The 23,009-nt window shown below is 71.3% G+C and carries 23 protein-coding genes and 3 pseudogenes; 12 read left to right on the plus strand and 14 right to left on the minus strand.

What is annotated here, in order from left to right:
* Genes HDC93_RS15390 through HDC93_RS15405 form a run of 4 tightly spaced genes read right to left on the minus strand, consistent with a single transcriptional unit; the run spans nt 1 to nt 2,246 of the window.
* Nucleotides 1-375, minus strand: coding sequence for a hypothetical protein (locus tag HDC93_RS15390; RefSeq protein WP_185011160.1), 375 nt, complete (start codon nt 373-375; stop codon nt 1-3).
* A gap of 58 nt (nt 376-433) precedes the next feature.
* Nucleotides 434-955 carry a roadblock/LC7 domain-containing protein gene (locus HDC93_RS15395; RefSeq protein ID WP_185011162.1) on the minus strand — a complete coding sequence of 174 codons (522 nt, stop codon included), beginning with the start codon at nt 953-955 and terminating at the stop codon, nt 434-436.
* 38 nt (nt 956-993) lie between these two features.
* On the minus strand, nt 994-1,824 hold the full coding sequence (locus HDC93_RS15400; RefSeq protein ID WP_398985346.1) for a hypothetical protein: 831 nt from the start codon (nt 1,822-1,824) through the stop codon (nt 994-996).
* A gap of 2 nt (nt 1,825-1,826) precedes the next feature.
* Nucleotides 1,827-2,246 carry a hypothetical protein gene (locus HDC93_RS15405; protein ID WP_185011166.1) on the minus strand — a complete coding sequence of 140 codons (420 nt, stop codon included), beginning with the start codon at nt 2,244-2,246 and terminating at the stop codon, nt 1,827-1,829.
* 262 nt (nt 2,247-2,508) lie between these two features.
* On the opposite strand from HDC93_RS15405, the gene HDC93_RS15410 reads away from it, so the two are divergent.
* Nucleotides 2,509-2,970 (plus strand): VOC family protein, encoded by a 462-nt coding sequence (locus tag HDC93_RS15410; RefSeq protein ID WP_185011168.1) that lies wholly within the window; start codon nt 2,509-2,511, stop codon nt 2,968-2,970.
* An 18-nt stretch (nt 2,971-2,988) separates the two neighbouring features.
* Entirely contained in the window at nt 2,989-3,177 is a 189-nt protein-coding gene (locus HDC93_RS15415; RefSeq protein ID WP_185011169.1) for a hypothetical protein, read from the plus strand.
* Nucleotides 3,178-3,201: 24 nt separating this feature from the next.
* Here the strand turns inward: HDC93_RS15415 and HDC93_RS15420 are convergent, their stop codons facing one another.
* A complete protein-coding gene (locus tag HDC93_RS15420; RefSeq protein WP_185011171.1) occupies nt 3,202-5,625 on the minus strand; it encodes a SpoIIE family protein phosphatase in 2,424 nt (807 codons plus the stop codon).
* 151 nt (nt 5,626-5,776) lie between these two features.
* Between HDC93_RS15420 and HDC93_RS15425 the strand changes: the two genes are divergently transcribed.
* The 5 genes from HDC93_RS15425 (at nt 5,777) to HDC93_RS15445 (ending at nt 9,717) form a co-directional block, all read left to right on the plus strand.
* Nucleotides 5,777-7,240 (plus strand): aldehyde dehydrogenase family protein, encoded by a 1,464-nt coding sequence (locus HDC93_RS15425; RefSeq protein ID WP_185011671.1) that lies wholly within the window; start codon nt 5,777-5,779, stop codon nt 7,238-7,240.
* Between the two features lie 225 nt (nt 7,241-7,465).
* The gene (locus HDC93_RS15430; protein ID WP_185011173.1) at nt 7,466-7,852 is read left to right on the plus strand and encodes a hypothetical protein; all 387 of its coding nucleotides are present in this window, start codon (nt 7,466-7,468) and stop codon (nt 7,850-7,852) included.
* Nucleotides 7,853-7,862: 10 nt separating this feature from the next.
* On the plus strand, nt 7,863-8,411 hold the full coding sequence (locus HDC93_RS15435; RefSeq protein WP_185011175.1) for a GNAT family N-acetyltransferase: 549 nt from the start codon (nt 7,863-7,865) through the stop codon (nt 8,409-8,411).
* Nucleotides 8,412-8,600: 189 nt separating this feature from the next.
* Complete coding sequence (locus HDC93_RS15440; protein ID WP_311774557.1) at nt 8,601-8,867, plus strand: hypothetical protein; 267 nt, start codon at nt 8,601-8,603, stop codon at nt 8,865-8,867.
* Between the two features lie 214 nt (nt 8,868-9,081).
* Nucleotides 9,082-9,717, plus strand: coding sequence for an acetoacetate decarboxylase family protein (locus HDC93_RS15445; RefSeq protein WP_185011177.1), 636 nt, complete (start codon nt 9,082-9,084; stop codon nt 9,715-9,717).
* A 73-nt stretch (nt 9,718-9,790) separates the two neighbouring features.
* Here HDC93_RS15445 and HDC93_RS15450 read toward each other — a convergent pair whose 3' ends face one another.
* The 4 genes and pseudogenes from HDC93_RS15450 to HDC93_RS15465 all read right to left on the minus strand — a co-directional run.
* Entirely contained in the window at nt 9,791-10,807 is a 1,017-nt protein-coding gene (locus tag HDC93_RS15450; protein ID WP_185011179.1) for an aminotransferase class I/II-fold pyridoxal phosphate-dependent enzyme, read from the minus strand.
* Nucleotides 10,804-12,144, minus strand: coding sequence for a radical SAM protein (locus HDC93_RS15455; protein WP_260419583.1), 1,341 nt, complete (start codon nt 12,142-12,144; stop codon nt 10,804-10,806). Before HDC93_RS15455 ends, HDC93_RS15450 begins: the two co-directional genes overlap by 4 nt.
* 273 nt (nt 12,145-12,417) lie before the next feature.
* On the minus strand, nt 12,418-12,591 hold the full coding sequence (locus HDC93_RS15460) for a YbdD/YjiX family protein (RefSeq protein WP_260419584.1): 174 nt from the start codon (nt 12,589-12,591) through the stop codon (nt 12,418-12,420).
* Nucleotides 12,592-12,875: 284 nt separating this feature from the next.
* A pseudogene (locus HDC93_RS15465) lies at nt 12,876-13,139 on the minus strand (riboflavin biosynthesis protein RibD); the annotation flags it as partial.
* Between the two features lie 153 nt (nt 13,140-13,292).
* On the opposite strand from HDC93_RS15465, the gene HDC93_RS15470 reads away from it, so the two are divergent.
* Entirely contained in the window at nt 13,293-13,952 is a 660-nt protein-coding gene (locus HDC93_RS15470; protein ID WP_185011183.1) for a maltokinase N-terminal cap-like domain-containing protein, read from the plus strand.
* Between the two features lie 11 nt (nt 13,953-13,963).
* Here the strand turns inward: HDC93_RS15470 and HDC93_RS15475 are convergent.
* Nucleotides 13,964-14,641: pseudogene (locus tag HDC93_RS15475) on the minus strand (helix-turn-helix domain-containing protein); the annotation flags it as partial.
* Between the two features lie 85 nt (nt 14,642-14,726).
* Here HDC93_RS15475 and HDC93_RS39670 point away from each other — a divergent pair.
* Nucleotides 14,727-14,917, plus strand: a pseudogene (locus HDC93_RS39670) (hypothetical protein); the annotation flags it as partial.
* A gap of 9 nt (nt 14,918-14,926) precedes the next feature.
* Here HDC93_RS39670 and HDC93_RS15480 read toward each other — a convergent pair.
* The 3 genes from HDC93_RS15480 to HDC93_RS15490 all read right to left on the minus strand — a co-directional run bounded on the left by HDC93_RS15480 (nt 14,927) and on the right by HDC93_RS15490 (nt 17,199).
* Nucleotides 14,927-15,277, minus strand: a complete 351-nt coding sequence (locus HDC93_RS15480; RefSeq protein ID WP_185011185.1) for a cupin domain-containing protein — start codon at nt 15,275-15,277, stop codon at nt 14,927-14,929.
* Nucleotides 15,278-15,515: 238 nt separating this feature from the next.
* Nucleotides 15,516-16,223 (minus strand): GNAT family N-acetyltransferase, encoded by a 708-nt coding sequence (locus tag HDC93_RS15485; RefSeq protein ID WP_185011187.1) that lies wholly within the window; start codon nt 16,221-16,223, stop codon nt 15,516-15,518.
* A gap of 109 nt (nt 16,224-16,332) precedes the next feature.
* A complete protein-coding gene (locus HDC93_RS15490) occupies nt 16,333-17,199 on the minus strand; it encodes a GDSL-type esterase/lipase family protein (protein WP_185011189.1) in 867 nt (288 codons plus the stop codon).
* A gap of 395 nt (nt 17,200-17,594) precedes the next feature.
* Here HDC93_RS15490 and HDC93_RS15495 point away from each other — a divergent pair, with 395 nt between their 5' ends.
* Entirely contained in the window at nt 17,595-19,496 is a 1,902-nt protein-coding gene (locus HDC93_RS15495; protein WP_185011191.1) for a rhamnogalacturonan lyase, read from the plus strand.
* Nucleotides 19,497-19,618: 122 nt separating this feature from the next.
* Nucleotides 19,619-20,881: an MMPL family transporter gene (locus HDC93_RS15500; RefSeq protein WP_311774558.1), complete on the plus strand. Its 1,263-nt coding sequence runs from the start codon at nt 19,619-19,621 to the stop codon at nt 20,879-20,881.
* Between the two features lie 14 nt (nt 20,882-20,895).
* Here the strand turns inward: HDC93_RS15500 and HDC93_RS15505 are convergent, their stop codons facing one another.
* A complete protein-coding gene (locus HDC93_RS15505; RefSeq protein WP_185011193.1) occupies nt 20,896-21,378 on the minus strand; it encodes a MarR family winged helix-turn-helix transcriptional regulator in 483 nt (160 codons plus the stop codon).
* A 122-nt stretch (nt 21,379-21,500) separates the two neighbouring features.
* Here HDC93_RS15505 and HDC93_RS15510 point away from each other — a divergent pair, with 122 nt between their 5' ends.
* Nucleotides 21,501-22,862 carry an aminotransferase class I/II-fold pyridoxal phosphate-dependent enzyme gene (locus tag HDC93_RS15510; RefSeq protein ID WP_185011195.1) on the plus strand — a complete coding sequence of 454 codons (1,362 nt, stop codon included), beginning with the start codon at nt 21,501-21,503 and terminating at the stop codon, nt 22,860-22,862.
* Nucleotides 22,863-23,009: the final 147 nt, after the last annotated feature.

Below are 23,009 nucleotides of genomic sequence, written 5' to 3' on the forward strand. Positions count from 1 at the left end.
TCAGACCTCCAGGTCGGCTTCGATGCGGCGCAGTTGGTGGCGGGCCATCGCGAGGTTGGCCCGGCTCGCGTCGAGCACGAGGTAGAGGAAGAGTCCGCTGCCTCCGCGCCCCTTCAGCAGGCGGATGAGGTGGTACTGGGTGTTCAGGGTGATCAGGATGTCCTCGATCTCCTCCTTCAGTCCCAGGTGCTCCATGGTGCGCAGTTTGGACCGCACGACGTCGGTGTTGCCCGCGGCGGCGACTTCGAGGTTGAAGTCCTTGGTGCCGCCGAGGGTGCCGAGGGCCATGCCGCTGGTGTAGTCGACGAGTGCGACGGCCGTCGCTCCGTCGATGGAGCTCAGGCATTCCTTCAGCGCGGTCTCCGTGTTGGCCATGCGCTCGGTTCCTTTCCTTCGGTCATCTACTTCGGTGGGTCAGAAAAGTTCGAGTGGCTCAGCTGCCGGTCTGCGGGCGCGACTGGTGCGTGGGCCGCTGCGGGGTGCGTACCGGGAGGGTGCCGATGGGCCGGTCCATGGCCGGGGCCATCGTGGCGAGGTGTTCTTCGGGCGCCGGCCGGTCGGCGTGGCGGCCGGTGCCCGGGCCCACGCGCGTGGCCAGCAGGTCGGCGATCCGGGCTCCGCTGCGACGGCCTTCGAGGTGGAGGCGGCCGACGTTGACGCGGTCCTCGGCCAGGAGGGTGAGGACGGCGGTGGTTCCGGCGGCGTAGGTCGCGACGTAGCCTCCGGTGCCCCGCACCAGCAGTTCGCGGAAGTCTCCGCGGGAGGCGGCGTCGGTCATGCGGTAGGCGACGCCGAGGGCGGCGACGGTGAGCGCCGCGAGTCCCTCGGGCTCGGTGTCCGGCACGTCGTGGGCGAGGACGAGTCCGTCGACGGTGGCCGCGAGGGAGCCCGTCAGCCGGGGTATGCGGGTGCGGAGCCGACGCAGTTCGTCCAGGACGTCGGTCTCGACGGCCATGAGCAGTCTCCTTTCGGCACGCTGTCTTCGCGCGCGGATCACAGTGCCTCCAAGGCGTGCAGGAGCCGTCGCAGCAGTGCGGTTTCGGGCTCGTCCGATGCCAGGGGACGGGGGACGGGCCCCGGCTCGGCGGACACGGTGGCGGGGGCGGACGCTGGGGCTGGGGCCGGGGCTGAGGAGGGGCCGGGTATGAGCGGGGCCACGGGAGCCACCAGCCCGGCCGCGGCCAGGCGGCGGAGCTCCACGAGGGTGTGAAAGGTGCGGCAGGCGAGGGCCGTCGCGATCTGGGCGGCGGTGCGGACACCGTCGACCTGGGCGAGAGTCCGGCCGCGGCGGGCCGGCAGATCCGTGGCGTCCTGCCCGGGCACCCGGGCGAGCGGCGCCCGGTCGACGGCGGATTCGGGCCATATGCGGTGCAGGAGTTCGCGGCGGCGTCCGGACTCACGCAGGACCGTGTCCACCGGCACGGACCGGACCGCGCCGAGCCAGTGTGCGGCTCCGGGACGGAACCGGAGCGCCGGCCCGTCGTGGGCGAGGACGAAGTACGCCGCGTCGAAGAGGGCGCCCAGATGGCACAGTTCCAGCGCGCCGGCGGCGAGGTGGCCGCTGTCCACCAACTGCCGTCCGACACTGCAGCGGCGGCCGGCCTGGTCGATCGCCTCCCACCAGCCGTCCGGGGCGAGCGCACCGCTGTGGGTGAGCAGGTCGCCGAGGTCGGGAGTGACGGCGGATTCGACGTGGACGACGTGTCCCGCGGCGAGGTAGACGATGCCCGTCTCGGTGGACAGGGCACCAGTGGCACCTTGTGCGGCGAGTGTGCCGAGCCGGGCCGAGGCGGGCTCGTCCGTGCGCAACGTCGGGGTCGACATGGTCATCCGAGCACCAGCCGGTCCGCCATCTCGGCCAGCCGTATGCGGGCCAGAGCGAGGTTCCCTTCGCCGCGGTCGAGCCATAAGTGCACGAACACGGTGCTGTCGAAGGCCGTGGTGACGAACCTGAGCAGGTGGTACGAGTCGGCGTTCGTGATGATCAGGTCCTGTACCGGGGGTTCCTTGCCGGACAGCCCGCCGGTCTCCCCCCTGGCGTCGTCGCCGCCGGTGAGGCCGAGGACGCCGCTCTCGGTGGCGAGCCGGGCGAGTTCGGCGGTTTCCGCCGCCGTCGCCTCCGCGTCGCCACCGGGTGCGTCACCCACCGCGCCCAGCGCAAGACCACTGATCCAGTCGACCACCGACGCCCCTCGAGCACCTGGCAGCCGCATGGCCTCCAGCAGACTCTCGTCGATTCCGGGCACGCCGAACCCCCTCCCCCTGCACGGCCGTTCCCGCGAACGTGAGCACGACACTACGGTGGGTGCTCGACGCAGGTGAACGCTTTGGCATTTTCCAAAGGAATGTGCAGGGGAGCGATCGAGGGGTGAGCGGGGCCGGACCGAACCGGGCAGGATGGGTCGCGCACACCCCGGTGACGTGGACCGCCCGCCTTGACCAGCCGCTTCCCGGGGCTTCGGGACACCGAGCGGCTACCGTGGCGGTCCCTCACGAAGGTGGCCCGGCATGGCGGTTCAGTGGATGGACGACGTCCTCATCGTCGTCGACGACCTGGAGGCCGTCATCGCGTTCTTCGTCGAACTCGGCTTGGAGCTCGAGGGCAAGGGGCCACTCGAAGGGCGCGGCGCGGAGCGGGTCATCGGGCTCGAGGACGTCGAGCAGGGCGTCGCCATGCTGCGGGTACCGGACGGCCCCGGGCGGGTGGAGCCGGCGAAGTTCCACAGGCCGGCGGCCGTCGCCCCCGAGCCGAAGGACGCTCCGGCGAACACCCTCGGCCTGCGTCGCGTCATGTTCGCCGTCGACGCCATCGAGGACGCCGTCGCCCGCCTGCGAGCCCAGGGTGCCGAACTGGTCGGCGAGATCGTGCAGTTCGAGAACATCTATCGGCTCTGCTGCGTCCGCGGGCCCGAGGGGATCGCCGTAGGACTCGCCGAGCAGCTCGGCTGGCCTGCGGCCAAGAAGTTTTGAGCTCCGGCAGATACCGCCGTGGGCGACGACGTAGAGCTCATCGCTCGCATGGTCTGCGAGGTCAGGAAGACGGGCCGGGAGATCGACACCGCGTTCGCCCTGCACACCACGGTAGGGGACGGGCGGATCACCCTCTACCACCTCTACGAGGACAGTTGCGCCGTCGCCGAGGCCTGCTTCGGCGACTGTCCGTCCCGGAGCGGCTGAAGCCGCCCGGGCACCCGCAGTCGCTCAGACACCGGGGATCGTCTGCTCCGCCCAGATGACCTTGCCGTTCGTCGTGTGCCTGGCTCCCCAGCCCTGGCACGTCTGGGCCACCAGGAGCAGCCCCCGTCCGCCCTCGTCGTAGGTGCGGGCCCGTCGCATGTGCGGGGCGGTGGTGCTGCCGTCCGACACCTCGCAGATGAGGGTTTGGTCGTAGATCAGCCTCAGCTCGATGGGGGGCTCGGCGTGCCGGATGGCGTTGGTGACCAGCTCGCTGACCACCAGCTCGGTGACGAACACGCAGTCGTCGAGTCCCCACTCGGCCAGTTGCCGGCACGCGTTCTTGCGTGCCGCGGCGACGGCGGCGGTGTCGGCCGGTACGTCCCAGGAGGCCACGTGGAAGGTGTCGAGCGCGCGGGTGCGGGCCACGAGCAGGGCCACGTCGTCGGCCGGCCGTTCCGGAAGCATGGCTCGCAGGACCGCGTCGCAGGTGCCCTCGAGTGAGGCGTCGGAGGTCCGCAGGATCCGGAGGAACTTGTCCATGCTGTCGTCGATGTCCCGGGACCCGGCCTCGAGAAGACCGTCGGTGTACAGCGCGAGGACGCTGCCCACGGGCAGCTCGCGTTCGAGGACCTCGAAGGGCAGACCGCCGAGCCCCAGCGGAAGTCCCGAGGGTACGTCGAGGAACTCCGCCTGTCCGTCCGGTGTCAGCAGCGCCGGGACGGGATGCCCGGCTCGCGCCAGGGAGCAGCGTCGGGAGACCGGGTCGTAGACGGCGTACAGGCAGGTGGCGCCGATGTCGCCGGTGCCGTCGGCGCCCGCGGCCAGGTGGCTGACGAGGTCGTCCAGGTGGGTGAGCAGTTCGTCGGGAGGGAGGTCGACGTCGGCGAGGGTCCGCACGGCGGTCCGCAGCCGCCCCATGGTCGCCGAGGCCTGGATGCCGTGGCCGACGACATCGCCGACGACCAGCGCGACGCGGGCCCCGGACAGCGGGATGACGTCGAACCAGTCGCCGCCCACCCCGGCTTGTGTGGTGGCGGGCAGGTAGCGGGAGGCCGCGTCGAGGGCCGACTGTTCGGGCAGTCGTCGCGGCAGGAGGCTGCTCTGCAGGGTGAGCGAGGTGGCGCGCTCCCGGGTGAACCTGCGGGCGTTGTCGATGCAGAGGCCGGCTCTGTCGGTGATCTCCTGGCCGAGCAGCAGGTCGTCCTGTTCGAAGGGCTCCGGGTTCCGGTGGCGGGAGAAGGTAGCCACGCCGAGGGTGAGGCCGCGCGCTCGCATGGGCACGGCCAGGACCGAGTGGAACCCGAACCGCCGCATCCGTTCCCCTCGCTCGGGGGTCTGGCGCAGCACGTCCGCCATGACCTCGCCGGTGATCTGCTGGATGAGCGGCCGGCCGGCGGCCAGGCACTCGGCCGCCGCCGACTTGTCCGGGTAGACGGCCACGGTCCCGTTCGGGACGACGGCCTCGGGACAGCCTTCGAGTACCGACTGGTGGGCGACGCGGCGCAGCCGCACGGGACCGTGCGGGGAGCCCGCGGGCGGGTCGTCGCCGTCGTCGATGGAGGGCAGCAGGTCGACGGTGACGAAGTCGGCGAACCACGGAACGGCCACGTCGGCGAGCTCCTGCGCGGTGCGGTCCAGGTCGAGTGTGCTGCCGATGCGCAGACTGGCCTCGTTCAGCAGGGCCAGCCGCTGCCGGGCGACGTGCTGCTCGGTCATGTCGTGCGCCGAGAGCAGCACCCCTTGCGTCCGGCCGTCGCCGTCCCGTACCGGGGCGAGGGACACGTTCCACACGCTGGGGCGTTCATGGCCCGCGAGCTGCAGCGAGACCTGGAGATCCTGCCGCTCACCGGTGTCCAGGGCACGCCGCATGGCCTCTTCGGTGCGGTCGGCCTGCGGGTGGCGGACGATCTCCGAGACCCGCAGTCCGTACATCGCCTCCTCGGGCAGGCCGATCACCCGTTCCATGTCCGCGTTGGCCCTGACCAGCCGCAAGCCGGTGTCGTACAGCGCCGTCGTGCAGGTGGACTGGGTGAAGCTCCGCCTGAGGAACGCGTCGTCGTCGGGGCTCACCCCGGGGCGGCCGACCGCCGTGAGCAGGAGCCACTCTTCGTGACCGTCTCCGTCCTGCCGGAGGTGAGCCAGGAGGTTCACGGTGAGGGCGTGTCCCTCGCGGTGCAGCAGCGTCGCCCGTCCGTTCCACCTGGGGAGCGTGAGCAGGGAGCTCAGGGCCTCCTGCGGGGGCCCGTCGGCGAGCAGTGCCGAAGCGGGCCGGCCGATCACCTCCGAGGCCCGGTGGCCGAGCAGTCGGCGTGCCCCCTCACTCCACCCCGTGACGATGCCATGCCCGTCCACGACGGCCTTCGCGGTGGTCACGGTGGCAGCCTCGTCGACGAGGTCCTCGGGCGGTGGCCCACTGCCCTCGCCCGGGACGGACGCAGATCTCGCCATGGAGCCTCAACCCGCCTCACCCGCTAGGCATTCTCACTGCTTCGATCGGATATGTCCCAAGAATGACAGATAGCCCCGTCCCGGGTTGAATGGCCAGAGACGCTGATGGGCCGCATGGGAGCATCCGAGGGCCAGGGCGGAGGTCGTGACCATGCCTGTCGACGGCGAGCGGACCTGGCCGGACGCGACCGAGTGGACGGGGAAGATCTACAGCGAAGGCTGGCGGACCGCCGAGGGCGGCACCAGCCCCGTGATCGAACCGGCCACCGGTGAGCCTCTGGCGCGGGCGGGCGTGGCCTCTCCCGCCGATGTCGCACGGGCGGGCGCCGGCGCCGCCCGGACCGCGCCGAAGTGGGCGGCCGCCCCCGCGTCCGAGCGGGTCGCCGTTCTGACGCATGCCGGTCACGCCCTGCGGGAGCACAGCGAGGTGATCCGCGAATGGATCGTCCGGGAGTCGGGGGGCGTCCCGGCCAAGGGTGACTACGAGATCACGGCCGGCCTCGCCCAGCTCCAGCACGCGATCGGGCTCGCGTCGCAGCCCCTGGGCGAGGTCCTCGCACCGCCGGTGTCCGGCGGGACGAGTCTGGCGTGGCGGGTACCGCTGGGCGTCGTCGGGGTGATCACCCCGTGGAACGCGCCGCTGCTGTTCGCGATGCGGGCACTGGCGCCCGCTCTGGCCCTCGGCAACGCGGTGCTGCTCAAGCCCGACCCTCTGACTCCCGTGTCCGGCGGCGTCCTGGTCGCTGAACTGTTCCGGGAGGCCGGGCTGCCCGAGGGCGTGCTGCACGTCCTGCCCGGTGACGCGGCGACCGGGCGGGCGGTCGCCGCCGACCGGCATGTCGCGATGGTCGCGTTCACCGGTTCCACCGCGGTGGGGCGTGAGGTGGCCCGGATCGCCGGCGAAGGGCTCAAACGCGTGTCGCTGGAGCTCGGCGGCAAGAACTCGATCATCGTGCTGGAAGACGCGGACGTGGAGGCGGCCGCCGCGGCGGGTGCCATGAGTTCGTTCGGCTACCAGGGCCAGGCCTGCGTCGCCGCGGGACGCCATGTCGTCCACGCGGATGTCGTCGAGGCGTACACCGAGGCGCTCGTCCGGCAGGCTCAGGCGCTGCCGGTCGGCGATCCCCGCGTCGAGGGCATGGCGCTCGGTCCGGTGATCAGCGAGCGGCAGGCGGCCCGGATCGAACGGATCGTGGACGAGAGCGTGGCCGCCGGAGCACGCGCGCTGACCGGCGGCAGCCGCGAGGGGCTCTTCTACCCGCCCACCGTGCTGGACCATGTCGAACGGTCCATGCCGGCCTTCCACGAAGAGATATTCGGACCTGTCGCTCCCGTCGTCCCGTTCCGCGGCGAGGACGAGGCCGTGGAGATCGCCAATGACACGGCGTACGGCCTGACCGCCGCCGTCCACTCACGGTCCGTGCCCCGGGCGACCGCGCTGGCGCAGCGGCTGCGCACGGGCATGATCCACATCAACGACGTGTCCGCGAAGGACGCCGCGAACGCGCCCTTCGGCGGCATGGGCGTCTCGGGCAACGCCTCCCGCATCGGCGGCACCGCCAGCCTGGAGCAGTTCACTCAGTGGCGCTGGATGACGGCGCCAGGGCGGCTGTAGCCGCTGGCCCTGGGCGAAACATTTCGAGCCCAACACCGAATGCTGCGGGAAGGATTGACGCCCGTTGGCGTTGTTCGCCCGCTATGTCATCAGCCCTGGTCCCGAGCGTCCCCATGCTTGTGGCGACCCCCTCGCCTTACCTTTGGCAGCCTGGCGTCGTCGGGCTGGTGAGACCTTATCGATCTACCGCCCGACGGCGGAAGAGAGGACTGTGACGCCACTCAGGTGACAGCGACGGCGCGGCGCGGGTCCACGTTCCTTCAGATCACGATCGCCCTGCGGACGTTGACCATCTTCCTCCAGGCGGTCTCCGCCGGCCTGCTGCTGACCTCGTCCTGTGGAGAGGTGCTGCACAGTGTCGGAGCCCGGGTGATGTACGGGGCGTCGATGCTGTACCTGCTCGCCGCGGTGCCGGCGTGGAAGCCGGGCGGCGGCTCGCCCCGGCCTGTCCGGCACGCGACGGGTTTCCTCGTGCTCGCCTCGGGTCAGGTGGTCTGGGGCATCGCACGCGTTCCGTCGCTCCATCTCCCCCTGGGCGTCCTGAGGTTCGGCCTGAGCGTGCTGGCGCTGACGTCAGGCACACCTGCCGGCGCGACGCGGGGGTTGAGATAGGTTGCCGGCCATGGCTGAACTCGGAAGCGGCACCTGGCCACCTGCCACGTCGAGGACCGAACGGCTCGTGCTTCGCACGTCCGAGGCCCGGGACCGTGCCGCGTTCATCGAGCTGTTCGCATCGCCGGAGGTGGGCACCTACGTCGGCGGCTCCCGGCCGCGTGAGGAGCTCGAGCGCGCGGTGCCCGAGGTGCCCGGGCGGCGCCCCGGCCTCTTCGTGGTCGAACTCGACGGGACGATGATCGGCATGGTCACGCTCGATCGGCGCGATGCCGAGCGTCCGGGTCACCTCGGCCCGGATGCCCAGGAGGCCGAGCTCGGCTACATGTTCCTGCCGGAGGCGTGGGGGCGCGGCTATGCCGCCGAGGCGTGCGCCGCCGTCCTCGACTGGTTCGCCGCCACGTCCCCCGGCGAGCCGGTGGTGCTGTGCACGCAGAGCGCCAACGACCGCGCGATGCGCCTCGCGGCGAAGTTGGGGTTCGCGGAGGTGGAGCGGTTCGAGGAGTACGGCGCCGAGCAGTGGTTCGGCGTGTGGTCCCCGGTCACCGCGTCCGGCTGAGTCCGGCGGCACCGCCGAGCGGTGAAGCGCTGTCAGTGGTGGGTGGCAGCATCGGGCCCATGACGGACACCACGGCATTCGACTGGCGGTCGTTTCTGCGCGTTTGGAGCGAGGAGTGGGCGGATTCCCTGGCTGCCAGTGTGGAGCGACCTGAGAGCAGAGCACCGGGAACGGTGCTTCCATCTGTCGGTGGCGCACGACGGTGTCGAGCAGTACGCGTTCACCCACGCGGACGGGGAGACCGGGCAGAGCGGGGAGATACCGCGGACCATGGACCCGAGGCTGTTCTTCGGTGAGGGGGCCGACGGTGCCGAGACGGAGCGGTCGCTGCTGGAAGCGGTGGCGGGCGAGTTCGGTGTCCTGCTGCCGCGCCACGCGATCGTGAACGGGCGGCTGCACACGTTCGTGGCCCGTTCTGGACACGCCCGCCCGGGGACGGGGAGACATACTCGGTGATCCGCTTCCATGGAACGCCCCCGATGCCGGTGGGCATCGAACCGGCGCCGGAGGATGGCCCGGAGGGCGGGTAGACGACAGCTGGGCACGCGGCCCGCACTCGTCGAGCCGACCGGGACGCGCCCGTGGCACCGCGCCGCAGGCGCGCCCCAGCCCGTCCCGGGTGGAACAATCGGGCGTACGAGTCCGAGCCGAGGAAGTCGGTCATCACGCCGTGGAACGACCAGCCGTCCCCTTTCCTCCCTCTCCGTGGCGCCTCACCGGCGACATGGTCGTCTCGCTGTGGCGCGTCCCGGCGGACGACCTGCCGTCCTGGCCCCTGCCGGCCGGCGTCCGCCCCTGGGTCGTGCGGCGCCGCGCCACTCTGGTCACCTTCTGGGTCGACTACCGGCCCGACGGCATCCTCGCCTACCGCGAGTTCCTCGTCGCCCTGGCCGTGCGCCACGGGCACCGTCTCGCCGGCAGCACCGTCGCCGCCTGGGTCGACGACGACGGGGCCCTGGCCGGGGGACGCGCCCTATGGGGCATCCCGAAGGAGCAGGGCGTGTTCACGCTCCGCGCGGACGGCCGGAGCACCCGGGCGGAACTGACCGCCGACGGCATTCCGGCTGTCCGCTTCAGGTATCAAGACGTGCTGCGGCTGCCCTTCCGGCTGTCCGCACGCGCCCACCTGATCCAGCAGCTGCCCGACGGTACGGTGTGCCGCGTGCCCATGCGGATCAGCGGACGGCCGGCGCTCGGCCGAGGCCGCGCATGGACCGGGCCAAAAGCGCCGTTGTCGGTGCTCGCCCGGCGTCATCCGGTGCTGTCCCTCGCCGTCCGCGACTTCCGCAGCACCGTGGGCAGCTGAGCAGCAACCCCGTGGGGGCTACCGGTGGTCCAGCTCCGCGTGGCGTTGCCGAAGGGCGTCGTGAGCTGGACCTTCAGCGTGTCACCGCCGACGGGGGGCCGAAGGCGTCGGCGAGGCTGGTCAGGATGGAGCCGGGCCAACTGCTCTCCCCGAACACACCGACCGGCATGGCCAGCACGCCGTACTCGCGCCGGAGCGTCTCCGCCGGAATTCCAACCGGGAAGAAGTAGTTGCCGGGACATGTCCGGCTCGCCGTGGGAATCGCGGCGCGCACGTCGCCCGGCAACCGTTCGAAAAGCCGCTCGGCCCGTGCGGCCAGTTCGTCGGCGACCTGCCGGGGCACGTCGCCGTGCTCGGTCAGCAGCCGGTCGGCGAGCCTCAGCTGTGCCGAGGGCGGCGGATCCGCCCGGAGCGCTTCGGCCAGGCCGGTGTGCGCCGGACCCGGCAGGACGACACCGAACGTGCGTGGCCACAGCCAGCCCTTGGTGACCGAATGCAGCAGGACCGCACGGCCGGTGTCCAGCAAGCGCCGTGTACCGGCGGCGAACGGAGCTCCCAGGTCGTAGACGCTGTCGATCAGCAGGTGGCGGCGTGGTGATTGCCGCAACCACGAGATCACCGCTGCGCACTCGGTGTCGGACAGGTACCGGCCGAGCGGCTTGCTGGGGTTGGCGAGCAGCAGGTATTCGGGCCGGTGGTCCGCCGGCGACCTCGGCAGGGCGGGCGCCGGCAGCGTCGGGTAGGACGCGGGCGTCAGGCCGGCGGCGCGGGCCAGCTCGAAGTAGACCGGATACACGTCGCCGGGCAGCCACAACCGCGCCTGCACGGAGCGCAGCCAGTGGAACACCGCGCCGAGCCCGTGCCGGACCCCTCGACTGACCAGGGCGTGGCCGGACCACTCCTCCGGCAGCGCGTAGCGCCGCAGCCAGGCACGGGCGAGATCGCACCGGTGCACCGTGGTCACCTCGGTCGGCGGTTCCGGTCGCATCGGAGCGAGGGCCCGGTACACATTGGTCTCGGCGGCGTCCAGGAGCGACGAGGAGGCACGGAGCCGGCGCTGCCGGAATTCCTGGAACTCGCCGAACCTCATGCCGTCGCGCCTTCCGGCACGATCTCGCTGGCGCGGTCTTCCAGGGAGGCGTAGCAGCGTCCGTCGGCCATGACGTTCCAGCTGCGTGCGATCCCGTTGGTGCGTTCCCAGAGCAGGCTGGGTTCGGTGTAGGCGGCGATCCGCATCGGCCGTCCGTCCCACTTGCCGTCGTAGACCGGTGCGCCCCAGGGCAGACGGCTCGCGAGTCCGAAACCGTGCTCCTCGGCGAACCCGGTGACGACGGACAGCGAAATCTGGTGTTCTCGGCTCCAGACGTTGGCGGCGCGGTCGAAGTAGAGCGACTCGGTGCTGGTGGATACGTAGAGCTCTTTGAAGCAGACTTCCTCGACGCCTTGAGCCGCGGCCCACGACAGGTAGTCGGCGACCTCGGCCGCGTCGGCGACGCCGCCGTGCTGGAGCACGCAGATCAGCCTCATCCGCAGCCCCGGCAGGCGGTCACGTTCCTTGCGCCAGCTGTCAATCACGGATCTGACCGGCGTGCGCAGCATCATCAGCCGCTCGTTGACGGCGTCGTCATGGTGGTGCCGGGAGACCGCGAGCACGCTCAGACCTGCGGAGCTCAGGGCTGCGAGGCGCTCGGCCCGGTCGGCGTGCGGGCCTTTCGCCAGGGTGTGTGCGTTGGTGATCAGGACGACCTTCGGGAAGGCCGCCGAGCACGCGGACACCAGGCGCAACTGCTGATCGAACGGTATGAGCGTGGGCTCCCCGCCGCCGGTGATCACCGCCCGCTCGGCGCCCGCCGCACGGGCGCGCTCCAGCCAGTGGGTCACCGCGTCCCACGGGACCCGTGCCGGTGCCTGGTCGCTGGAGATCGAGGCCGAGGAGAAGCAGAACGAACACCGGGCCTGGCAGGCGGAGGCGACCGGCAGAAGCGACACCGAGCGCGGTCGTGTGTCGGCGTAACGACGCAGGTCCGATCCGTGCAGGTGCAGGGAGGCCGCCATCGCGTCCTCAACGGTCGTCGGGCGCAGAGTGAACGCGTCGCCCGCCTGGTCGAGCTCGTGGACGGCCGACAAACGGATGCGGGCCTCGTGCAGTTCCATGCCGAGGCCGGTCGACACGTTGGGCACCAGCTGGTCGGGGTCCACCACGGTTTCCAGTACCAGCAGCCGGTCGCCCGGTATCGCCAGCCGGTCCAGCAGGCGTCGCGCCTTGCCGATGCCTATGCCCAGCTCCGCACGCGTCAGCAGATGGAACCGGTCGGGAAAGGTGCTCTCCACGATCCCCGCCTTGCCGTAAGCGAACGCGTACTTGTCGAAGCCTCTGGCGAAGTTCGACAGCACGATGACGTGGAAGCGCTGGCCGCTCTGATTCATCCCGTCATCATGCATGAACGGGCCCGGCACGCCATGGGCTTCGCGAACGCCCGCGGGTGACGAAGCGCCAGGTCGATAATCGCTGCGGCAGCGCGCGCTGGACGTGGCGGTGGTCCGGGGTGTCGTCGACCCGCCGCGCGGGGCGCGCGTCCGGCACCTGCGCGGCCTCGGCATCGTGCCCGAGGCCGCGCAGCGCCGTACGCAGCACCCCGCGGTGCGTGCGTCCCGACGGGCATGTCACACGGAACCCGGTCATCATCGCGCCGACGCCGCTCAGCAGCAGCGGCTCTGAGTGCGGGCCTCCTGGTGCCGCGTGCGCAGCACCTGATACTCGCGGCGGGTCGGACGGGGGGCGTGGGGGTGGCGGCGCTGCCAGCGGAGGCAGTAGCGGTCGTTTTCCGACTCGCCCGTCCGCTCGCGCAGATACCAGCGCACCGCCCTCGCCATGCGGGCGGCCCGCCTCATCCGCGGGCCTCCGGACGCTCCTCGCCGTGATCGGCGGAGCGTCGCTGCTCGCGGTCACCGCACGGCGCCTGCACCCCAGCGACCGGCTGCCGTCCCTCGAAGGCCGGGCACTGGCCGACCGCAGCCTCGGCCCGGTGTGGACCTGGTTCCTGCTCGGCGGCACGGTCTTCACCGCGTACACCTTCACCGCGGTGCCGGGTCCGGCTTACGGCAACGGCGCGGCCGCCTTCCTCGCCGTGCCGTACACGGTGATCGTCTGCCCCCTACCAGCCGTTCCAGCGGCGATCCCATGCGCCCCGTACCGGGCCGAACATGTTGCGCCCCGTGATGAACGCCCCGGCCGTGTTCAGCCGGTCGATCTCGGCCCGGTTCTCGTCGGGTGTGTCGAACATCCAGGCGTGCAGCCCGGCGCCCGAGCCGTCACCGCCGTCCTCTTTGAACGGGCGCTCCTCGGTCTGGCCGAGCCCTGCCGGGTACCCGTCGGCCGAGATCGTGATGTCGCAGATCACCCTGCCCGGCGGCGTGGTCATGGTCTTATCCTCCGCGTGGCGTTCGGTACCGGAAACCGCGGCGTCGGTTTCGGAAACCACGCGCACGCACTGCCGCCTTCCACAGCTGTGCCGACGCCACGCGGATGCGAAAGTGTGATCGCCCGTACGACTCGTGGGAAGGGACCCTTCGGCATGGCCGTCATCCACCGCACCACCCTGAAGCCGACCAAGCTGGAACTGCTCACGTCCTGGCTGCCTTCCCGTCCGTGGTACCGGGCTGGCGCCGGTGAACCGACGCTGGCGAAGGCGGGCGGCTTCCGGCTCGACGATCCGCAGGGCGAGGTGGGGATCGAGTTCATGGTGGTCACCGACGCCTCCGGCCCTCAGCCGGTGGCGTACCTGGTGCCCCTCACCTATCGCGGTGCTCCGCTCGACGGGGCGGAGCACGCTCTCGTCGGCGCGATGGAGCACGGTGTGCTGGGGCAGCGCTGGGCCTACGACGGTTGCCATGACCCGGTGCTGGCCGACCGGTTGGCGGCCCTGATCGAGGGGCGTGCGCAGGCCCAGGACCAGAACGTCAGCGACGACCCCGCGCGCGGGGTCGTCGCCTCCTGCACCGGTGAAGGGCTCCTTTCCAAGGACTTCACCGCGACCGACGACGGGGAAGGCACCGCGCTGACCACGCCGCAGGGCACGACCCTTCGTCTGCACCGTGCCCTTCAGCCGGCTCCCGACGGCCGGATCCTCCCTCCGCAGGGAGCCGTCGGCCACGTCGGCGGCACCTGGGAGACGCCGGAGGGCACCCGCGCCGCAGGGGTGTTCGCCGTCCTGTACGGCGCCGGACGGGCGTAGCTCCCCCGCAGTCAGCGAGCCCGTGAGCGGAACGTCCTGCGGTAGGCGTCCGGGGGCACCCCGACCGTGCGGTTGAAGTGGCGGCGCAGCGTCGTGGCGGTCCCCATGCCGGTGGCCGCCGCGATGGTGTCGACGCCGTCGTCGGTCTTCTCCAGCAGTTCCTGGGCGTGCCGGATCCGCTGGGTCAGCAGCCACTGAAGCGGGGTCGTGCCGGTCAGGGCCCTGAAGTGGCGGCCCAGGTGACGGGAGCTCATTCCCGCCCGGCGGGCCAGATCCTCCACGGTCAGCGGCTGGTCGAGCCGTTCGATGATCCAGGGGAACAGGGCGGCGAGCGGGTGGTCGTCCTGCTCGGGCACCGGGGCGGTGACGAACTGGGCCTGGCCGCCCGCCCGGTGCGGTGGCACCACCAGGCGGCGGGCGACGGCGTTGGCGACCGACGAGCCGAGGTCGAGACGGACGAGGTGCAGGCACAGGTCCAGGGCGGCGGCCTTGCCGGCGGAGGTGAGCACGCTGCCGTTGTCCACGTAGAGCACGTCGGGGTCGACCTCCACCCGCGGGTGGCGGGCGGCCAGGACGTCGGTGTGCGCCCAGTGCGTGGTGGCGCGCCGCCCGTCGAGAAGCCCTGCCGCTGCCAGTACGAACGCGCCCGTGCACAGCTCGGTCGCGATCGGCGCAGCCGCCTCCTCGCTCACCGCGTGCGAGAGCCGCGACGACCGACGGGCCGCCAAGAGCAACATGACGCTCGTCGTCCGCAACTTCTGCCGGCCCTGGAGCCGGGCCGCGACCACCGACGAGGGCGGGCGGGGGTTGTTCCTGGTCGCCCGGTTCGCCCAGCGGTGGGGTGCGCGCTACATGGCCCGCGGCAAGGTGATCTGGACCGAGCAGTCCCCCCGCGTCCCGGCCGGCAAACCCGAGGAGGGTCGGCCGAGACCCTGCTGGACCAGTGGGAGGACGCGTCCTGGTGAGTCACGCCGTCACAGGCCGATGCTGTACACCTTGCGGATCGTGTCCTTGACGTCCCAGCGGCCGGACCAGCCCTTGGGCTGGACGATGACGTCTCCGGCGGAGATCTCGAAGGTCTCTCCGGTGGCGGCGTCGGTGACGAGCGCCCGGCCGCTCAGGATGTAGCAGGTCTCGGTGTCCTCACGCTCCACGACGGGCCACCCGCCGGGCCGGGACTCCCACACACCCGCACGGACCGTCCCGTCGGTGTCGAAACGCAGAAGGCCCAGCTGCGGGTCGCCGGAGTCCGCACCCGGGCGCTGACCGATCGACTCGAGGTCTCCGGTGATCCTCGACGCGGGGACGTGAACGAACGTGGTCATGAGTGACTCCTGGGTGGACCGGCTTGTGCGGGTGTCGACGAGACATCCTGTCCGCACCGCGGCTTGGCCTCGACGAGCGAACTGTCAGGAACTCCGCCGCGTTTCTGACACGTCGCATGACCGTTCGAGGACGCCGTGGCGCCGAGCATGCGTCCCCGCCCGGAACCTCGGCGCGCGCCGATCCTCCGCAGCCGGGACCGGTCCGCGTCACCCGACGGCCCGTCGCCGGGTCAGTCCCTCACGGCGTGCGGAACCCGCGGAACGTCACGTGCTTCCGGGTCTCGAAGCCCAGCCGTTCGTAGAGTGCGAGGGCGCCGGTGTTGGCCTCGGCCACGTGCAGGAAGGGGCGGTCGCCGCGGGCGACGACGCGGGCGATGAGTGCGCGGATCAGGCGGACCGCATGGCCCTGCCCGCGCGCCTCGGGTGCGGTGCAGACGGCGCTGATCTCGGTCCACCCAGGAGGCTTCAGCCGCTCCCCCACCATCGCCACCAGTGCACCGCCGTCGCGGATGCCGAGGTAGGTGCCGAGCTCATGCGTCCGGGGCCAGAAGGGTCCCGGACGGGTCCGCTCGACGAGGTCGAGCATCTCGGGCACGCTCTTTGCCCCGAGTTCGACCACGCCGGAGTCGGACGCGGCGCGAGACAGCTCCGGAGCGCCGTCACCGGCCCAGATGAGCTGGCGGCCCTCCAGCTCGAAGACCGGCTCCCAGTCCGACGGCGGCGTCGCGGGGCAACTGAACATGTCGGCGAACTCACCCGGGCCCAGGAGCTTCGCCAGGTCGGCCCATGCCTCCGCGTCCGGTTCGGCCGGCACCGCGGAGAAGGTCGCGACTCCGGGTACGTAGGTGACGGCGCCACCGAGCCGCCGGGCGAGATGTGCGTGATGCCCGCGGAGCGACTCGCCCACCGGGTCGTCGAGTGCGACGGCGTCGCTGAGCCCCGTCATCGTGCTGCGCCTTCCTGCCCTCTGCCGGTACCGGCCGGCCAGGAGCCGGCACGGCTTCTTCGGATGCCGACAGCCATGCTAGTCAGCCCCTCCCGACCGGATCGCGGCGCTACCCGAGATGGCCGGCGAGCGGGAGGTTCTGCCTGCGCACGTCCCCGGCGACGAGCCCGGCGATCCGCTGTGCGCCGTACGTCTCGAAGTGGGTGTGGTCGTTGCAGAAGAAGGCGCCCACGGGCCCCGAGCTGTAGTCGCCGTTGTGCGGGCAGAAGCGCAGGCTGTTGTAGAGCGAGACGCTCAGCGACTGCAGGTCGACGACCGGCGCCCCGGTGGCGGATCCGGCGGCGAAGGTCTCGCTCACGAAGCCGCGGTTCTTGGTCGCGGTGCCGCCGGAGCAGGTGATGGCCGCCACCGGGGTGAGCAGCACCGGGTGCGCGCCCCGGGCGAGGGCGGCCTGCGCCATCGTGGTCATCAACTGCCGGTAGCGGGCGGGGCCGACGTGCCGGGGGCAGGCCGAGGAGGAGTCGTTGATGCCGAACTGGATGAAGAGGTAGTCGCCCGCCTTCATCCCGGTGCTCGCGTTCAGCATCGCCTGCCAGCGTGCGGAGTACGCGGTGGAGGTGAGACGGCATTCGCCGTCCGAGCCCTTGGTGCCGCTGACGTTCCCCTCGTACAGCCAGGTCTGGATGCTGCGGCCTCCGACAGCCTGGTTCCTGACGGTCACGTCGGAGGTGAACAGGGCGTCGAACTGGCTGCCCCAGCCGACGGGGCAGCGGGCGGAGCCGGGATTGGCCATCGTCGAGTCGCCGGCCAGCCACACGGTGACCGGCTGGGCGGCGGCTCGCGTCGCGGGTGCCGCGGGGCCGGATGTGCCGGTGCAGTGCTTCGCGGTGGTGTCGGCCGCGGAGGCGGCGCCGAGTCCGAGGCTCGACAGGGCGATCACCAGCACGGCGGTGATGACGGTCCGTAAGTTCTTCATGCGTTCCCTCTGGATGCAGGGGTCGGGGGCATGGTCAGTGATCCGCCCATACGTGCTGGGAGCGTTCACAACGCGAGGTGCAGGAAAGGGCGCTCCATCCTCGAAGGGGGAAGGGTGCAGTGCAGCTGCGGGGGTGCACGAACTGCCGGGCCCAGCGCTCGAGTTCACGTCCGGTCGACCAGTTCGACTGCCTTCGACCACAGTTGACCCGTGAGGCGCATCACGCAGTGTTCAAGGCTCTTCACCCCACTGTCAATCCATAGGAACCGAGAAACTCACGGATCCGAACAGGGGCGAACAGCCGACTGGACAGAATCCTTGACGGGGCATCAGCCCGTTCTTACGCTCCCTCCTCATGGGAGCGTTCCCATACCCCCCACGTCCCGGAGGTCCCCGTGACCGACTCGCACAGGCGTCCCCGCACCACGCCACGACCGTGGCGATCCCCCCACCGGACAGGCGGCCGGCTCGCCGGCTGTCTCTCCGCCGTCGCACTGGCCCTCTCGGCGGTCGTCGCACTGCCGCAGAGCGCGCACGCGGCGACCGCCCGGCAGGTCGAGAAGCTCGACCGCGGACTGACCAGCGTGCACACCGGCAGCGGAAACCTGGTGACCTGGCGGTGGCTGGCGACCGACCCCAACGACGTGTCGTTCAACGTCTATCGCGGCGGCACGAGACTCAACTCCTCACCCGTCACCGCCTCGACGAACTACTTCGACCCGGGCGGCGCCGACTCGGCCGACTACACGGTGCGCGCGGTGGTCAACGGCAGCGAACAGGCGGCGTCCGCGCCCGCGGTCCAGTTCCGCACGGGCTACAAGGACGTGCCGATCTCCCCGCCCGCGGGCGGCACCGCTCCGGGCGACTCGGCCTACACCTACGACGCCAACGACGCCTCGGTCGGCGACCTCGACGGCGACGGCGCCCTGGACCTCGTCCTGAAGTGGCAGCCCACCAACGCCAAGGACAACTCCCAGTCCGGCTACACCGGCAACACCATCGTCGACGGCATCAAGCTCGACGGCACCCGCCTGTGGCGCATCGACCTGGGCCCCAACATCCGCTCCGGCGCCCACTACACGCAGTTCCAGGTCTACGACTACGACGGCGACGGCAAGGCCGAGGTCGCCATGAAGACCGCCGACGGCGCCAAGGACGGCACCGGCGCGGTCATCGGCAGCTCCTCCGCCGACCACCGCAACTCCAGCGGCTACGTCCTGTCCGGGCCCGAGTACCTGACGATGTTCAACGGCCGCACGGGCAAGGCGATGCAGAGCGTCGACTACGTCCCGGGCCGCGGCACCGTCTCCTCCTGGGGCGACAACTACGGCAACCGCGTCGACCGCTTCCTCGCCGGCACCGCCTACCTGGACGGCGCCCGGCCCTCCCTGATCATGGCGCGCGGCTACTACACCCGCACGGTGATAGCCGCCTGGGACTGGCGAGGAGGCGCCTTCACCCGCCGCTGGACCTTCGACACCACCTCCTCCACCAACAGCGGCAAGGGCTACGACGGCCAGGGCAACCACAGCCTGTCCGTCGCCGACGTCGACGCCGACGGCAAGGACGAGATCGTCTACGGCGCCATGACCGTCGACGACAACGGCAGCGGCCTGTGGACCACCAGGCTCGGCCACGGCGACGCCGGCCACGTCGGCGACCTCGATCCGTCGCGTCCGGGGCTGGAGTACTTCAAGGTCTCGGAGGACGCCGGCAAGCCCGGCTCGTGGATGGCCGACGCCCGCACGGGTGCGCGGCTGTGGCAGACGGCGTCGGGATCCGACAACGGCCGGGGCGTCGCCGCCGACATCTACGCCGGCAGCGCGGGCGCCGAAGCCTGGTCGGCCTCCGACACCACCTTGCGCTCCGTCACCGGCGCCTCCCTGGGCCGGGAGCCCTCCAGCATCAACTTCCTGTCCTGGTGGGACGGCGACCCCGTCCGCGAGCTCCTCGACGGCACGCGCATCGACAAGTACGGCACCTCCGGTGACACCAGGCTGCTCACCGGCTCCGGCGTCGCCTCCAACAACGGCACCAAGTCCACCCCGGTCCTGTCCGGTGACATCCTCGGCGACTGGCGCGAGGAGGTCGTCTGGCGGACCGGCGACAACCGGGCGCTGCGGATCTACTCGACCCCGCACCAGACCAGCACCAAGATCACCACCCTGCTCCACGACACGCAGTACCGCACGGCCCTGGCCTGGCAGAACACCGCCTACAACCAGCCTCCGCACCCGAGCTTCTTCATCGGCAACGCCATGCCGACGGCACCCCGGCCTACGGTCTACACACCCTGACCCACCCTGAGCCTCGGGCTCTTGCCCCCTACTGCGACCGCAGCAGGGGCAAGTGTCTGCGTTCGGCCAACGACGAGAGACCAGCGGACTGCGAGCGTTGCGAAGTGCCAAAGTTCCGGCCCGTGTTTCCTCTGGAAAGGCTCGTCGATGTCCCCCCTCGCCCGCTGGTGCCACCGGCACCGGCTCGCCGTCGTCATGGCCTGGGTGGGCCTGCTGATCGCCCTGGGCGGGCGGTCGGCGCGGCCGGCAGCAGCTTCGGCAACAGCCCGCTCTCCCAGGACACCGACTCGGCGAGGGCGACGGCTCTGCTGCAGAAGGGCGCGAGCAGCGCGGCGGGCAAGAGCGGCCGGGTCGTCTGGCAGGTGAGCGACGGCAAAGTCACCGACGGTGCGGCCGAGCGGGCGATGACGGGAGCGCTGGAGCGCATCGCCGACGCCCCGGGCGTGGCCTCGGTGACCGACCCCTACACCCCCGCCGGCAAGGCCCAGGTCAGCAAGGACGGCAGGACCGCCTACGCCACGGTCGCGGACGACGACGGTGTCGAGGACGCCCGGATCGACGAGGTGAAGGACCTCGCGACGGCTCCCGAGTCGGAGCGTCTGCACATCGCGCTCAACGGGCAGGCGTTCACCGTCAACCCCGAGCCGAACGCGGTCGCCGACGCCATGGGCATCGTCCTGACCTTCATCGTGCTGCTGTTCGTGATCCGGGCGGTCTGGGTGGCGGCGGTGCCGATCATCACGGCCATCGCCGGCGTCGGCACCTCCGCCGTCGCGGTGATACTGCTCAGCCATGCCATCCCCCTCTCCGACACCACGCTGACGCTGGGTTCGCTGATCGGTCTGGGCGTGGGCATCGACTACGCGCTGTTCATCGTCAACCGGCACCGCGGCAACCTGTCGGCGAGCATGGGCGTGGCCGAGTCGGTCGCCAAATCCCTCAACACCTCCGGCCGGGCCGTGGTGTTCGCCGGGCTGACCGTCGTGGTCGCGCTGCTGGGCATGCTCACCCTGAACGTCGGCATCATCAACGGCATGGCGATCGGCGCGGCGATCACCGTCGTCCTGACCGTCCTGGCCGCCGTCACCCTGTTGCCCGCGCTGCTCGGCATGATCGGGCCGAGGATCCTCGGCCGCGCCGAGCGCCGAGCCCTCGCCGACCCCGAGCGGCTGGCCACGCTGACACCCCGGGAGCGCCAGGTCATGACACTGGTGGCCACGGGTCTGTCCAACGACGAGATCGCCGAACGGCTCTTCGTCACCCCGGTCACCGTCAAGACCCACGCCAACCGGGCCATGGCCAAGCTCGGCGCCCGGGACCGGGCCCAACTCGTGGTCATGGCCTACGAGAGCGGGCTGGTCCGCGCCGGAGAGACGCGGACCTGACCGCCACCGAGGAGTCAGCTGTCGCGCAGCGCCTTCTCGATCTCGCCCAGCGAGTGGATCAGCCGCCCGTAGTCCGCGGAGGCCAGCGGCGCCACGAAGTACCGCTCCACGACCTGCGCGTGGGCCGCGGCGGCCCGGAGGAACACCGCACGACCGTGATCGGTCGACTCGACCAGGACGCTTCTGCGGTCCCCGGGGGCCGGTACGCGCCGCACCAGGCCGGACCCCTCCATACGGTCGATCAGGCGGGTGATGCCGCTGCTGGTGAGCGTGAGGTCGTCGGCGAGCCTGCGCTGCGAGATCTCCTCGTCCGGGTGCCGGCAGAGCCGGATGAGCACCTCGAACATGGTGTGGCTGATCTCGCACTCCTTGCGCAGGGCCGTGTCGATCCGCTGTTCCAGTCGGGTGGCGGCCTTGATCAGCAGCCCGAAGTCGTGCACGAGCCGGCTGTCGGCGACGCGGGCCGCCTCGTCGTTGCCTCGGTTCTCGGGGTTCACCCGGCCGACTTTACTGCTTCCTCACCTACTGCCGTCTCAATTACTGAGCAATCAATTGCTGAGTCGTCAACTAACTCCTATGGTCGTCCAGCACCCCCAGCGATCGGCAGAGAGGGAGATCAGTGGACCTGCAGCACTGGCTCGGCCGGGCCAACGACGCGATACAGCAGTGGGCCGACACGTTCGGGCCCTATGAGCAGCACCCGTCCCTTCTCGTCGACGACGACCGCTTCGCCGCCGCCTTCGAGGAGCTCACCGGGAGACTGAAGGACAACTATCCGTTCTTCCACCCGCGCTACGCGGGGCAGATGCTCAAGCCCCCGCACCCGGCGGCGGTCGTCGGCCACCTCGCCACCATGCTGATCAACCCCAACAACCACGCCCTGGACGGCGGTCCCGCCACCGCCCGCATGGAGCGCGAGGCCGTCGCGCAACTGGCCACGATGTTCGGCTACGACACCCACCTCGGCCACCTCACCACCAGCGGCACGATCGCCAACCTGGAGGCCCTCTTCGTCGCCCGCGAGCTCCACCCCGGCCGCGGGATCGCCTACAGCGCCGACGCCCACTACACCCACGGCCGCATGTGCCACGTCCTGGGCATGAAGGGGTATCCGATCCCGACCGACGACCGCGGCCGCATCAGCCTCGACGCGCTCGAGGACACCCTGCGGACGGGAGAGGTGGGCACGGTCGTCCTCACCGCCGGCACCACCGGCCTCGGGGCCCTCGATCCGATCCACGACGCCCTCGCCCTCCGGGAGCGCCACGGCGTCCGGCTCCACGTCGACGCGGCCTACGGCGGCTTCTTCACCCTGCTCGCCGGCGCGGAGGGCGCGGAAGGGCTCCCCCCGCAGCCCTGGCGGGCGATCGCCCGGTGCGACTCGATCGTCGTCGACCCGCACAAACACGGACTGCAGCCCTACGGCTGCGGCGCCGTCCTCTTCCGCGACCCCGAGGTGGGCCGCTTCTACCTGCACGACTCGCCCTACACCTACTTCACCTCCAGCGAGCTCCACCTCGGCGAGATCAGCCTGGAGTGCTCCCGCGCCGGGGCCTCCGCCGCGGCACTGTGGCTCACCTTCCAGGTCCTGCCGCCCACCCCCGAGGGACTCGGCCGCGTCCTCGGGGCCGGCCGCCGGGCCGCCCTGGACTGGGCCGGCCTGATCACCGCCTCGGACGCGCTGGAGCTGTACCAGCAGCCCGAGCTGGACATCGTCAGCTACTTCCCCGCGGTGGAGCCCGCCGCTCTCGGCGCCATCGACGCGGCGTCGGCACGCGTCCTGGCCGAGGGCATGACCGGCCCCGATCCCGTGTTCCTGAGCACCCTCAAGGCCGACCGTGACGCCTTCACCGCACGCCACCCGAAGGTCACCGCCGACGCCGACGGCGCCCGCATCCTGCGCAGCGTCCTGATGAAGCCGGAGTCCGAGGACCACGTCCACCGCCTCCATGAGCGGGTCACGCGGCTCGCCCGGTCATGACCGCTACCGGGTCACGCCGGCTGCGTCCGGCTGGGCTCCGGCGACAGCGAGTCCGCCGACGACACACCCCAGGGCCGCTGACCTCTTCGACGACACACCCCAGGGGCGCTCGAGCGCTTCGACGAGCCGCCCGCCCCGCCGCCCGCT

Origin of the sequence: Streptomyces sp. AK010 (assembly GCF_014207295.1) — a bacterium.
Taxonomy (GTDB): Bacteria; Actinomycetota; Actinomycetes; order Streptomycetales; family Streptomycetaceae; genus Streptomyces; species Streptomyces massasporeus.

Excerpts from the sequence above, each read along its gene's own strand:
- HDC93_RS15390 (WP_185011160.1), bottom strand. The coding sequence starts at position 375 with ATGGCCAACACGGAGACCGCGCTGAAGGAATGCCTGAGCTCCATCGAC.
- HDC93_RS15450 (WP_185011179.1), bottom strand. The coding sequence starts at position 10,807 with ATGAGGTTCGGCGAGTTCCAGGAATTCCGGCAGCGCCGGCTCCGTGCC.
- HDC93_RS15455 (WP_260419583.1), bottom strand. The coding sequence starts at position 12,144 with ATGAATCAGAGCGGCCAGCGCTTCCACGTCATCGTGCTGTCGAACTTC.
- HDC93_RS15480 (WP_185011185.1), bottom strand. The coding sequence starts at position 15,277 with ATGACCACGTTCGTTCACGTCCCCGCGTCGAGGATCACCGGAGACCTC.
- HDC93_RS15435 (WP_185011175.1), top strand. The coding sequence starts at position 7,863 with ATGGCTGAACTCGGAAGCGGCACCTGGCCACCTGCCACGTCGAGGACC.
- HDC93_RS15470 (WP_185011183.1), top strand. The coding sequence starts at position 13,293 with ATGGCCGTCATCCACCGCACCACCCTGAAGCCGACCAAGCTGGAACTG.
- HDC93_RS15425 (WP_185011671.1), top strand. The coding sequence starts at position 5,777 with ATGCCTGTCGACGGCGAGCGGACCTGGCCGGACGCGACCGAGTGGACG.
- HDC93_RS15420 (WP_185011171.1), bottom strand. The coding sequence starts at position 5,625 with ATGGCGAGATCTGCGTCCGTCCCGGGCGAGGGCAGTGGGCCACCGCCC.
- HDC93_RS15410 (WP_185011168.1), top strand. The coding sequence starts at position 2,509 with ATGGCGGTTCAGTGGATGGACGACGTCCTCATCGTCGTCGACGACCTG.
- HDC93_RS15485 (WP_185011187.1), bottom strand. The coding sequence starts at position 16,223 with ATGACGGGGCTCAGCGACGCCGTCGCACTCGACGACCCGGTGGGCGAG.
- HDC93_RS15400 (WP_398985346.1), bottom strand. The coding sequence starts at position 1,824 with ATGTCGACCCCGACGTTGCGCACGGACGAGCCCGCCTCGGCCCGGCTC.
- HDC93_RS15490 (WP_185011189.1), bottom strand. The coding sequence starts at position 17,199 with ATGAAGAACTTACGGACCGTCATCACCGCCGTGCTGGTGATCGCCCTG.
- HDC93_RS15395 (WP_185011162.1), bottom strand. The coding sequence starts at position 955 with ATGGCCGTCGAGACCGACGTCCTGGACGAACTGCGTCGGCTCCGCACC.
- HDC93_RS15460 (WP_260419584.1), bottom strand. The coding sequence starts at position 12,591 with ATGGCGAGGGCGGTGCGCTGGTATCTGCGCGAGCGGACGGGCGAGTCG.